The following is a 12,293-nucleotide window of genomic DNA, read 5'->3' on the forward strand; positions in this document are numbered from 1 at the left end:
CATTTTTTATTATTTAGGTAAAATTTTATTGTAAAATGTGAATCTTTTCCATAATTGAATCGTATTAAAGTTGCATACATAAAGAAGGGAGTGATGCCGATGGAAGTATTCAATCTGCCATTAGAAACAATTTATTTATATGGATTAATTGGTTCAGGTATATTAACCATTTTGTATGTATTCTTTGCAGACGTGGTTCATTTTGACGGCCCAGATTTTCTTAATCCCGTTATTATTTTTTCATTTGTCACCATTTTTTCAGCAAGCGGTTATTTATTCGAGAAGCTTACAGCATTACATTACTTCTTAATCTTAGGAATATCAGCAATTATCGCCTTACTACTTGTTACCTTTTTAAATGTATTTGTCTTAATTCCACTGTCCAATGCAGAAGAATCACTCGTATACAAAGAAAGTGATTTAAGAGGCAGGATTGGAACCGTCATAACAGCGATTCCAGCAGATGGGTATGGGGAAGTTATGATAGAAAGTATTAGTGGAAGAATTGCAAAACCAGCGACAAGCTTTGATTCTGTACAGTTAGATAATGGTACGACTGTGCTTGTGGTTGATATAAAAGATGGGGTCCTTCAAGTTTCGTCCCATCAAGAGATAGAAAATTATTTATTATAGGGAGGCTGGTTAGATGGATTTAGGTTTTTGGATTGTTATTGGGATTGTGGCATTTATTTTAATCGCGTTAATTGGTGTGTTTATCACGAAGTATCGGACAGCGGGGCCGGATGAGGCACTGATTGTTACGGGGAGTTTCTTAGGAAATGGCAACGTCCATGTTGATGAATCAGGAAATAAAATTAAGATTATCCGCGGCGGGGGAAGCTTTATATTACCAGTGTTTCAACAGGCAAAGCCGCTAAGCTTATTATCCAGCAAGCTCGAAGTAACGACACCGGAAGTATATACAGAGCAAGGCGTACCAGTAATGGCGGATGGTGTTGCCATCATTAAAATTGGCGGTTCCATAAGTGAAATTGCTACAGCAGCCGAGCAATTCCTTGGTAAAGCGAAGGATGACCGCGAAAATGAAGCAAAAGAGGTCTTAGAGGGTCATTTACGTTCTATCCTTGGTTCTATGACGGTAGAAGAAATTTATAAAAACCGTGATAAATTCTCACAAGAGGTTCAAAGAGTTGCCTCTCAGGACCTAGCGAAAATGGGATTAGTCATCGTTTCCTTTACGATTAGGGACGTTCGCGATAAGAATGGATACTTGGATTCTCTAGGTAAACCACGTATTGCCCAGGTGAAACGGGATGCAGATATTGCTACAGCAGAAGCTGACAAAGAAACGAGAATTAAGAAAGCAGAAGCAGCGAAGGAGGCAAAGCGTTCTGAATTAGAACGTGCTACTGAAATCGCTGAGGCAGAGAAAGTGAATCAGCTTAAGGTTGCTGAGTTCCGCCGTGAACAAGATAGCGCCAAAGCACGTGCTGACATGGCCTATGAATTGGAAAGTGCAAGAGCAAAGCAGGAAGTAACCGAGCAGGAAATGCAAGTTAAGATTATCGAGAGACAAAAGCAGATTGAACTCGAAGAAAAAGAAATTCTGCGCCGTGAACGTCAATACGATTCTGAAGTAAAGAAAAAAGCAGATGCGGACCGATACTCTGTTGAGCAGGCTGCAGCAGCAAACAAAGCAAAACAAATTGCTGAGGCGGAAGCGAATAAGTACCATATTGAAGCAATGGCAAAAGCCGAAGCAGAGCGTGTTCGTCTAGATGGTTTATCTAAAGCGGAGGCCCAAAAGGCACAAGGTACGGCAGAGGCAGAAATTATCCGCCTAAAAGGTTTGGCAGAAGCAGAAGCGAAAGAAAAAATTGCAGAAGCGTTCGAACAATTCGGTCAAGCGGCCATCTTAGATATGATCATCAAAATGCTTCCTGAATATGCGAAGCAGGTGGCAAGCCCGCTTGGTAATATTGATAAGATTACGGTAGTAGACACTGGCGGTTCAGGAGAGAATGGCGGTGCTAATAAGATTACTGGCTATGCTACCAATCTTATGGCCACTCTTCAGGAGTCTCTAAAGGCTTCAAGTGGAATAGATGTGAAAGAGCTCATCGAGAACTATTCAGGAAAAGGCAATGTAAAACAAAGCATTGCAGAACTCACAGAAACAATCAAAAAGACTGACGACTAAATCCGTTTTTTGGGTGCTATCTTATAAAAAATTACAAGAATTGACGTATGAATTGGCATACGTCTTTTTCTTTTTTTATCAAGTTTTTACGAAATTTCATAAACTTTGACATCTAGGATAAGAGGGTTCGCTCTTTATTGGCTGGGGGAAGAGGTTAAGCATCCCACCCTGATGAATAGACGGAAGAATTTCGCTTATTTAGTAATTACCATCGAAATTGGCCTCAATAGACGGAGAGATTCCCCCTATTGACTCAAAAAACGTGAAAAAGATAAAGTTTGCTTTGAATAACCGGAAAACCTCCGCTTATATTCCTCGAAATGAGCTCCATTATGCATTTAACCGGAAAACCTCCCTTTATTTTGCTTATGCTCGTTACTGAGAAAGAAAAGACATCTTAATAGTCGTACAGAAAAAGATAAGGGCTATTTTTGTAAAAAAATTAGAGCTCCCACGTGGGAACTCATATGTAAAAAAGAGAGATTAAAATTGGGAGGAGCAAGTTGGTTACCACCAAGTATAACCTTAGAGAAATAAGAACTCTTTCATTGCTACAGGTACATCTTATCGAGAAATATTGTAGATGTTATGAAGAAGTTGTGATGAATTTGTGAAGATGAAAAAAGGTATTCCCCAACATGATATATTATAGCTAAGGGGAGTGAGAACGATGAAAATATTACTAGTTGATGATGAAAAAAGAATACTAGAAGTCCTCGAAGCCTACCTTGAAAGAGAAGGTTATGAAATTCATTGTGCTGATAATGGAATAGATGCCTTAAAAAAGGCTAAGACAATAAATCCTGATTTAATTGTGTTAGATTTAATGCTTCCAGATATCTCTGGCGAAGAGGTTTGCCGCTTAGTCAGAAAAGAATCAGATGTTCCGATTCTGATGCTGACGGCTAAGTCTGCGGAAGATGACCGCATAAACGGAATTGTTATGGGTGCAGATGATTATCTAACAAAGCCATTCAGCCCGCGGGAAGTAGTGGTCAGGGTACAAGCGATTTTAAGGAGAGTAAAGAAAACAGAGAAAATAGACCGGATGGAATTCAACAACAAACAGCTGGTTATCGACCTCAGTAAAAAGGAAGTAACAGTAAAGGGGCAGGATGTTATTTTGACACCGATTGAATATAAATTGCTCACCAATATGGCACTGAATCCAGGAAGAGTATACAGCCGCATGGATTTACTCGAAAAAATTCAGGATGAAGGAATGTACTACGAAGGCTATGAGCGAAGCGTCGATACCCATATTAAAAACCTGCGAAAAAAGATTGAGTTGGACTCCAGGCAGCCGTTGTTTATCCTGACCGTATTTGGGATGGGATATAAATTTGGAGGGGTGCTGGATGTTTCAAACACTGCGGTCTAGAATCCTTTTTTATTTACTGCTAAGCTCGATGATTGGAATTCTCTTTGTCAGCTTCTTTATGCAGTGGGGCTTCGAAGAGAGTTTTAAGAATTATCTAGATCGTAACCGTGAAAAGAAAATTGATAGAATCATTACAGAGATTGAAAAGGGTTATCAGAAAAATGGACATTTTACCAGGGATCCGGTTTTTGGTTTCCTACATGAGCATGCGATGACCGATCAGTTGTACTTCGATCTGTATGATAACCGAGGTCAATTGCAAATGGGGACCTCTAATATTGTTGGTTACTTGAACAGTCTTGGATTGACCGAACCTGAACCAAATGAAGAGGAGTGGCATTCTGCCTCATATACTCTTAGAGCTGACAATAAGGTGATTGGTAAACTTGAGGTTATTTACCCAATAGGCTTAATTGACGATGAGTACAATTTTTTACAAACGATACAGTTATATATTTATGCAGCGGTTTGTTTAACCATCTTGTTATCGATTCTGTTTAGTATGTTATTTTCTAAAAAGCTTACCTCAGGATTAAATAAAGTTTCTTTCGCCGCGAATGAACTGCAGCAGCATAATCTATCCATTCGGATCCCGTTAAAGGGATTACCCACAGAGGTTAAACAGCTGGCGATTTCATTTAATAATCTAGCAGAATCATTGGCAAAGGGTGAAATGCTAAGAAAACAATTTACGGGTGATTTAGCTCATGAACTTCGCACTCCGCTTGCTACGTTAAGAAGCCAAATAGAAGCCTACCAGGATGGGATATGGGAGCCAACACCTGCAAGATTACAATCAAGCCATGAAGAGCTTATGCGGTTAGTAAGACTGGTGAATGAGCTTGAGAAGCTGCTTGCAGCAGAAAATCCCCAAATTAAATTGGAGAAGGTTGAGGTAGAGGCAGGCAGTGTTCTATTAGCATTATGGGAAATGTTTTTACCCTTGTTTAAACAAAAAGGTGTACAGCTGCATATCGAAGAGCTCGAGCAGGAACTGCTTTTCCCCGCTGACAAGGACCGCTTAATGCAAATCCTTTCAAACGTATTGAATAATGCCCTGAAATATACGCCAGAAGGAAAGAATGTAACCATCTCTGTATTAATAGATAAAGAAGGTTATGTAGGGTTCAAGGTCGAGGATGAGGGGTCAGGAATGGCAGAAGATGATATCCCGCATATCTTTGAACGCTTTTATCGCGGTGACAAATCACGTGACCGAAAAACAGGTGGAGCTGGAATTGGTTTGTCAATCGTCAAAGCATTAATGGAAGCCCATAAAGGATTCATTAAAGTAAAAAGCCGTATTAATAAGGGAACAAGCATTATTTTATGGTTTCCGACAGACGATGATTAATAAAAAGCGGAAGCGCCTTGCCCAAGGAAAAATGCAGTTCATTTTTTCCCAGGTGCTTATGACCCCGATCCTTAGGCGCTAAAGCTAGACAAAAAAAAACCGCTATCTCATCAGGGATAGCGGTTTTTCATGGCTTGAGCTTGAGGGATAAAATTTCTTCCATTCATTTAGAAAAGGGGAGGTCGCCGAATTGGGGTGTTCAAGCACTCTGTGGGTAGGTCCATATTGCTTGATTTCTCCATTTACCATAATCGCCAGAGAATTCGTCAAGTAATTAATTTCCATCAAATCATGGCTGACAAAGACGGTTGTCGTTCCTGAACCTTCAATAATTCCCTTAAAGTCATCCATTAATTTAATTTTCGTCGGAAAATCTAATGCTGAAAAAGGTTCGTCAAGAAAGAGCATTTCAGGCTCAACAATCATCGCTCTTGCAAGGTTTACCCGCTGTGCCTCGCCGCCTGAAAGGAAATGGGCATTTTTTTTTGCAAGATGGCTGATTTGAAACTGATCCATCCATATAGAAACCTTTTCTTTGATAACTGTTTTGGGGACCTTTCTAAGCTTTAATCCAATTGCAATGTTTTGGAAAACAGAGCCTTCTAATAACAGCGATTGCTGTAAGGCGACTGAGAATTTCCTCCGCAGATGAAGGGAGGGAGTACCATTTACAATTGCCTCCCCGCGGTAGAATATCGCACCACCACTAATACTGTCCAACAAAGCCATTACTTTTAGCAAGGTACTTTTGCCTGCGCCATTCGGGCCCATGATTCCAAGAAATTCACCTTCTTCTATCTGGAACTCTGGAATGGTTAGAATGTTTTTTTTGTTTGCTTGATAAGTAATGTTTTTTAGTTCAATCAACGGATTCATGATATTCCCTTCCTTTGCTGTAACAGTGTTAACGCTGCTGTAATCAATAAAGCAACACTTAATAAGATGAAGGATATCGCTAGGGCAACATCAAAGTTTCCTTTTGATACTTCCATAACAATTGAAGTAGTTAATATTCGTGTATCCCCCTGGATATTCCCGCCAACCATCATGGCTGCTCCAACCTCAGCAATGACACGGCCAAAGCCGGCCATTACCGCCGCAACAATGGCAATCTTTGTTTGTTTTAGAAGGATGGTGATCGTTTGGATCTTTGTTGCACCCAGTGCTTTGATTTGTAACAGCATTTTATCATTAATTTGTTGAAAAGCAGAACTCGTTAAGCCCGTAACAATAGGCAGGGAAACGAGCACCTGTGCCATGACAATCGCCGTTGGGGAATAAAGCAACTGTAAATTTCCAAGCGGACCTGAGCGCCACAAAAGCATGGTGATCCATAACCCCGCAACAACAGGAGGTAAGCCCATGCCAATATTTATGAACACAAGGATAATTTTTCTGCCTTTAAACCTTGTAAGCCCAAGCAGCATTCCAAGCGGTAAGCCAATCAGGGAACTAATGAAGATGGCCATAAAGCAGACTCTTAGAGTCAGCCAAGTTATTTCGAGGATCTCTTTGTCTCCTGTAAGAATCATCTCGATTGCTTTCGTTAATCCATCAATAATTAGTTCCATCCTGCCTTACATCCTTCCGCTAGCTTATTCAGTGTATTTAAAGAATAAAGATTGGCCGTAATCTTCCTTGCCGAAGCTTTCAATTACATCTTGAGTTTTACTATCAATCATAAATTCTACAAATTTTTCTGCATCGGAGCTATTAACCATATCATGCTTTTCTGGATTAACCTGCATGACATGATAAATATTCATTAAGTCCTTACCGCCTTCAACGACGATTTGCAGATTTGTTAAGTTCTTCTCTTGAGCTAACCATGTCGCACGGTCAGTTAATATATAACCATTTTTCTCATTAGCAATTTGTAATGAAGCCCCCATACCTTGTCCAGTAGAGATATACGTATCGCCAGAAGGCTGAATATTTACTGAGTTCCAAATGCCTAATTCCTTCTTATGTGTACCAGAGTCATCGCCGCGGGTGACAAAATTAGCTTTTACCTCTGAAATGGTTTTGAAGGCTGCATTAATGTCCTCACAGCTTACATTAGCAGGATTATCTTTAGGTCCTGCTAATATAAAATCGTTGTACATGACCCGTTTACGATTCACAGCGTCACCACTAGTTACAAGTTCTTCTTCTGATTTAGGAGCATGAACTAAAAGAACATCGGCCTCACCTTTTATACCCATTTCTAATGCTTGTCCTGTCCCTACTGCAATTGTTTTTACTTTTACATTGTTTTCTTCTTCAAAGATTGGCAGTAAAACATCTAATAAGCCGCTGTCCTGCGTACTTGTAGTAGTCGCAAGAATTAATTCAGTTGGTTCAGCTTTTTCAGTTTTTTTCTCTTTTGCATCTGCCTGGTCACTCTCGGTGTTGCCGCAGGCTGCTAAGAAAAGAAGCGTGGATACAAATAGTGCAGCAAAAAAACTTTTTCTTTTCATAACGTTTCCTCCATTTTACTAGTCTGATAAATTACAGTTCCTAATTCTTTGATATCATAGCCTTCTAAGTCAGTTAAGCTGCTTTTAAATTTAGGTGACTGCAGGTAGGTAAGTAAGTTGATAAGATTTTGCTTGTTATCATCTGTAAACCGAAACACAAGATCAAACTGTTCCTTTGCAATCGGAATGAAATCAAGTCCAAGATGGCTTGCAGCAGATTGAATCCCGAAAGCCACATCCGCCATCCCGCGGCTAATATAAGAAGCGGTAGATAGATGGTTCCATTCTTCATTTTTGTAACCATTTATTTGTGAAGGGTTAATTCCATTTCTTGATAACAATGAGTCTAAAAGAAATCTCGTCCCAGCACCTTTTTGACGGTTAACGAACTGTACATCTTTTCTAGTAAGATCATTAAAGCTTTCAATCCCTTTTGGATTGCCCTTTGCGACAATAAAGCCTTGTTCTCTGGAAACAAAACGAATAACAGCAATGGATTCATAGACAAAAAGCTGATGAATAAATGGCAGATTATATTCCTCTGAAGCTGGATCTAATAGATGGATGGCTGCAATGTCAGATTGACCACGATAAAGCATCATTAACCCTTCAAGGCTTCCTATGTACGTCGGCTGAATTTGCAGCTGCAAATCTATTGATGTTTGTTTTACAAAATGCTCAACAAGGAAGTCATGACTCCCAGAGAGACGCAGGGGTAAGGAGTTATGTATCGCTGCTTGTTCGACAGGTGTTTTTTTTGCAGGAGCTTTCGTACTTTCCTTATATCTTTCAATCTCTGTGTGTTCAATTCTCATTTTATTTCCGACCTTAAATGCTTGTAACTCACCACGCTTTATCAGTTCATATACGGTGTGTTTTGAGATCTGGAACAACTGTGCTACCTCGTCGGGTGTATATGCTTTTCCTTCCATTTCATGTGTGCCTCCTTTCTAACGGCAGTTATAATATAAGGCAATTATATAACGGAGAATGTGATTTTTGTTAAGTTTTGTTGAGTTTCGTTAGGTTTTATTCGGAATTGTCACTTTTTATTCATTTTTACCTGAAAAAGTTCACATTATTTTCAAAAACGTCACGGATTGTTCATCGGTGAACAAGGTAGTTTATTGTACTATAAGAATAGATGAAAATTTATAGTAAGGGATGAGGATTAGATGTCTAAACTTCTATACATTACCGTTAACCCGAAAAATGATATAAAGCTTTCGAAGGGGATGCAGCTTGGCGAGGCTTTTCTAGAAGAGTTTAAAAAGCAAAAGCCTGAAGTAGAGATAGAACATATGCATTTATACGATATGGATATTCCACAAATTGATATGGATTTGTTATATGCCCGCGCTAAATTATCCTTTATGGGCAAAACGTTTGATGAACTGACAGAAGCTGAACAAAAACAAATTACTGCCATGCATGCCTTAGCAGATCGCTTCATTGCAGCAGATTATTATGTGTTTGTTACACCAATTTGGAATTTTGGATCACCAGCTATATTAAAAGCCTTCCTGGATAATCTATTTATCGTAAACAAAACCTTTGTTAATACACACGAAGGTGCAAAGGGATTACTTACAAATCGTAAAGCACTTCATATCCAAACCCGCGGTGGAATTTATTCAACAGGCCCAATGGCTGAATTTGAATTCGGCGACCGTTTCTTAACGAAAGTGCTGGGATTCCTAGGGATGGATGTATTGCCAACAGTATTTGCAGAAGGTATGGACCACTACCCAAAACAAGTACCTGAAATTATGGCAAAGGCGAAGGAACAAGTCGTTGAAGCGGCAAAAGAAATGGCAAAAGAAACCGTTACGGTTTAATACAAAAAAATGCGACTCGAGCAATCGAGCCGCATTTTTTAAAATTCACCTGTAAACTGGAAAAATAATACCGCAAATCCTAATATCCATACATAAATCGCAAATGGTTTTAATGAATGTTTCTTAAGAAATCCAATCATCCACTTTACAGCAAAGTAACCAAAAATGGCAGAAGAGAGAATACCAACGATCAATGCAGATAATGAAATTTCTTCCCCAGCACCGCCAAATAAGTCAAGTGATTGCAGTACCACAGCACCCGCAATGGCAGGTGTAGATAAGAGAAAGGAGAAATAGGCTGCCGTTTCACGGTCTAACTTTCTCCATAAAGCTGCAACAATGGTGAACCCGGATCTTGATATAGCTGGGAATATAGCGGCTGCTTGAAAGGATCCAATGATCAGTGCGTCCGTATAACTAATATCATCCATCTTTTTATAGCCGTTTTTTGCTGAATCGGCAATCCAGAGAAACAATCCGGTCACTAGAAACTCCCAACCGATGGTAGCACCTGTCTTTGAAATCTCTTCAAAGTAATCCTTAAAAAGTAACCCGATCACAACTGCTGGAATCGTGCCTACGATTAGCAGAAAGGTAAGTTTGCTGAAGGGATTTTTGATTATCTTAACAAACTCGTCCTTATAAAAGACAAACACAGCAAGCAAGGTACCAACATGAAGCATGGTATCAAGTAAGAGACCTGCTTCTTGCAGCCCAAATAAATTCCTTCCGAGATATAAATGCCCCGTACTGCTAATAGGTAAAAATTCAGTTAAACCTTGGATAATCCCTAATATAAATGCTTCTAATTTACTTAACATAGCCATCCTCTCTTTCTGTAAGCGTAAGCCTGTACATTGTAAAGATATGCATGACTGCCGACAAATAGCCAACAAAATTTTTATATATTATGAAGTCAAAAATGGTGCAAAAGGAGCGGCATCTCCCATAAAATAAAAATAAGTACTTTGGAGAGGAGCTGCAAACTTGAAAAATAGCCATCTACATTTTGATACTTCCATTGGAGTCAAGAAACCAGAGAGTATAAGAAATAAACAGCAGCCATGCCCTTTTTGTGCACGTGAGGAGTTAACCGATTTGATTGAAGTAGATGGACCCATCATACTTTTGAAAAATAAATATCCTGTTTTAGAAAATGCCTATCAAACGGTATTGATTGAAACCGATGATTGTCATGGTGAATTATCTACCTATGAACTTCCCTTTCTACATAAATTACTCAAGTTTGCTCTAAGAAATTGGCTTGAATTAGATCAAACAGGAAAATATGAATCCGTGATTTTATTTAAAAATCATGGACCATTATCAGGGGGGACTATTGCTCATCCTCATATGCAAATTATCGGATTAAATGATATTAACTATAAGGAAAATATAGAAGAGGAAGTGTTTAAGGGTATTCTAATAGAAGAAAAAAATGGAGTCAGCTGTACTTTATCGACAAAGCCAAAGGTAGGCTTTTATGAGTTTAATATCGATATGGAAGATTCCAGCTACAATGAAAGTTTTGGAGAGTATCTTCAAAAAACAGTGCATTATATCCTAAATAACTTCCCATTTAAGGCAAGCAGCTATAATCTGTTCTTCCATCATTATAATAGAAGGATATATGTTAAAATTGTCCCTAGGTTTGTTACGACTCCGCTTTATATCGGATATGGGATTCCACAAGTACCAAATAATTTACATTGGATGGCTGATGATATTAAAAGTAAATATTTCTCTGAAAGTGGAAGTGTCTAAACAGGCTCTTTCGCTTTTTTTATATGTAAATAAATCCATTCCTTGCTTAGAAGTTGTGCTTTGCCCTTATAAAAAATATAATGAAATAATGGACAAGTTCCATTTATGGCTCTGACATAAAGGAGTGTGAATGATGACATCATCTAATAATACAACATCAAAACTGGATTATAGTCTTGTTTTTATCTTAATCTTATTATTTCTAGCTAGCTGCATATCGATTTATAGTGCCCAGGCGAGCGGTCAATATGCTGGGAACTTTTTAATAAAGCAAATTATCAATTATGTTATTGGCTGTGTAATTATTGCTGTCGTGATAAGGCTTGACTCCGATCAGTTAAAAAAATTAACGTGGTATGCATATGGTGCAGGGATATTTTTACTTATACTCTTAATAATCGCTCCGGAAAGCATTGCCCCTGTAAAAAATGGAGCAAAAAACTGGTTTCAGATTCCTGGATTTGGGTCGCTGCAGCCATCAGAGTTTGTCAAAATCTTTATTATTTTAGCCTTAGCAAGAACGATAGAAGACCATCACCAAAAGAACCCAGTAAAGACGTTATCAACCGATTTCTGGCTTTTAATAAAGCTTGGATTAGTAACCATGGCTCCGTTAGCCCTGATTATTAAACAGGATTTAGGGACTTCACTTGTGTTTTTAGCCATTATGTTAGGAATGATTTTTATTTCCGGTATCACATGGAAATTACTCGTGCCGATATTTACTGCCGGAACTGCCTTGATTTCAGTTATTTTTTACTTTGTGTTAGTAAAACCAGAGCTTCTTGAAAAATATTTGGGTGTGAGACAGTATCAATTTAGCCGTATTTACTCATGGCTTGACCCTTACAATTTTCAAAGTTCTGCCGGTTATCAATTAACGAGATCTCTACTTGCCATTGGTTCTGGTCAAACAGGCGGAAAAGGATATGGCAATAGGGAAGTATATCTGCCTGAAAGTCATACGGACTTTATCTTTAGTGTCGTAGGTGAAGAGTTTGGTTTTATTGGAGCGAGTGTACTAGTGAGTTTGTTTTTCTTATTGATTTACCATATTACAAAGGTCGGTATGGAAACGAAGAACAATTTCTATACGTATATTTGTGTTGGGATCATTAGTATGATTACCTTTCATGTTTTCCAGAATATCGGAATGACAATAGGGGTGCTGCCAATTACAGGTATTCCATTGCCGTTCATCAGCTACGGAGGAAGTTCGTTGATGGGGAATATGCTCGGGATTGGTTTGATTTTCTCAATCCGCTACCATTATAAAAAATACATGTTTTCAACATCTGCCTAAAAGAAGCGCGGGGACTAAAGTCCTCGCGCTTCT

The 12,293-nt window shown here is 38.8% G+C and carries 12 protein-coding genes; 7 read left to right on the top strand and 5 right to left on the bottom strand.

Translation table 11 applies throughout. The annotated features are described in order from the left end of the window. Positions 1 to 99 precede the first annotated feature (99 nt). The 4 genes from SFC47_RS08990 (at position 100) to SFC47_RS09005 (ending at position 4,896) form a co-directional block, all read left to right on the top strand. Positions 100 to 633, top strand: a complete 534-nt coding sequence (locus SFC47_RS08990) for an NfeD family protein (protein ID WP_411253941.1) — start codon at positions 100 to 102, stop codon at positions 631 to 633. 13 nt (positions 634 to 646) lie between these two features. After that, on the top strand, positions 647 to 2,161 hold the full coding sequence (gene floT, locus SFC47_RS08995) for a flotillin lipid rafts scaffold protein FloT (protein WP_411253942.1): 1,515 nt from the start codon (positions 647 to 649) through the stop codon (positions 2,159 to 2,161). A 670-nt stretch (positions 2,162 to 2,831) separates the two neighbouring features. Then, positions 2,832 to 3,542 carry a response regulator transcription factor gene (locus SFC47_RS09000; RefSeq protein WP_411253943.1) on the top strand — a complete coding sequence of 237 codons (711 nt, stop codon included), beginning with the start codon at positions 2,832 to 2,834 and terminating at the stop codon, positions 3,540 to 3,542. After that, on the top strand, positions 3,520 to 4,896 hold the full coding sequence (locus SFC47_RS09005) for a HAMP domain-containing sensor histidine kinase (protein ID WP_411253944.1): 1,377 nt from the start codon (positions 3,520 to 3,522) through the stop codon (positions 4,894 to 4,896). Before SFC47_RS09000 ends, SFC47_RS09005 begins: the two co-directional genes overlap by 23 nt. A gap of 102 nt (positions 4,897 to 4,998) precedes the next feature. Here the strand turns inward: SFC47_RS09005 and SFC47_RS09010 are convergent, their stop codons facing one another. The 4 genes from SFC47_RS09010 to SFC47_RS09025 are packed head-to-tail and all read right to left on the bottom strand — an operon-like array spanning position 4,999 to position 8,287. Continuing rightward, positions 4,999 to 5,772: an ABC transporter ATP-binding protein gene (locus SFC47_RS09010; RefSeq protein ID WP_411253945.1), complete on the bottom strand. Its 774-nt coding sequence runs from the start codon at positions 5,770 to 5,772 to the stop codon at positions 4,999 to 5,001. Then, positions 5,769 to 6,467, bottom strand: a complete 699-nt coding sequence (locus SFC47_RS09015; protein ID WP_411253946.1) for an ABC transporter permease — start codon at positions 6,465 to 6,467, stop codon at positions 5,769 to 5,771. Before SFC47_RS09015 ends, SFC47_RS09010 begins: the two co-directional genes overlap by 4 nt. Positions 6,468 to 6,491: 24 nt before the next feature. Beyond that, a complete protein-coding gene (locus SFC47_RS09020; RefSeq protein WP_411253947.1) occupies positions 6,492 to 7,355 on the bottom strand; it encodes an ABC transporter substrate-binding protein in 864 nt (287 codons plus the stop codon). Beyond that, positions 7,352 to 8,287 (bottom strand): substrate-binding domain-containing protein, encoded by a 936-nt coding sequence (locus SFC47_RS09025; protein WP_411253948.1) that lies wholly within the window; start codon positions 8,285 to 8,287, stop codon positions 7,352 to 7,354. Before SFC47_RS09025 ends, SFC47_RS09020 begins: the two co-directional genes overlap by 4 nt. A gap of 243 nt (positions 8,288 to 8,530) precedes the next feature. On the opposite strand from SFC47_RS09025, the gene SFC47_RS09030 reads away from it, so the two are divergent. Next, the gene (locus tag SFC47_RS09030) at positions 8,531 to 9,193 is read left to right on the top strand and encodes an FMN-dependent NADH-azoreductase (RefSeq protein WP_411253949.1); all 663 of its coding nucleotides are present in this window, start codon (positions 8,531 to 8,533) and stop codon (positions 9,191 to 9,193) included. A 38-nt stretch (positions 9,194 to 9,231) separates the two neighbouring features. On the opposite strand, the gene SFC47_RS09035 is transcribed toward SFC47_RS09030, so the two are convergent. Continuing rightward, on the bottom strand, positions 9,232 to 10,014 hold the full coding sequence (locus SFC47_RS09035; RefSeq protein ID WP_411253950.1) for an undecaprenyl-diphosphate phosphatase: 783 nt from the start codon (positions 10,012 to 10,014) through the stop codon (positions 9,232 to 9,234). Between the two features lie 166 nt (positions 10,015 to 10,180). Between SFC47_RS09035 and SFC47_RS09040 the strand changes: the two genes are divergently transcribed. Together SFC47_RS09040 and SFC47_RS09045 are read left to right on the top strand one after the other, a co-directional pair. Further along, on the top strand, positions 10,181 to 10,957 hold the full coding sequence (locus SFC47_RS09040; protein ID WP_411253951.1) for a DUF4931 domain-containing protein: 777 nt from the start codon (positions 10,181 to 10,183) through the stop codon (positions 10,955 to 10,957). Between the two features lie 133 nt (positions 10,958 to 11,090). After that, on the top strand, positions 11,091 to 12,260 hold the full coding sequence (locus SFC47_RS09045; protein WP_411254097.1) for an FtsW/RodA/SpoVE family cell cycle protein: 1,170 nt from the start codon (positions 11,091 to 11,093) through the stop codon (positions 12,258 to 12,260). The last annotated feature ends 33 nt before the right edge of the window (positions 12,261 to 12,293 follow it).

This window comes from Neobacillus niacini (assembly GCF_046591715.1).
Classification (GTDB): domain Bacteria; phylum Bacillota; class Bacilli; order Bacillales; family Cytobacillaceae; genus Neobacillus; species Neobacillus niacini_L.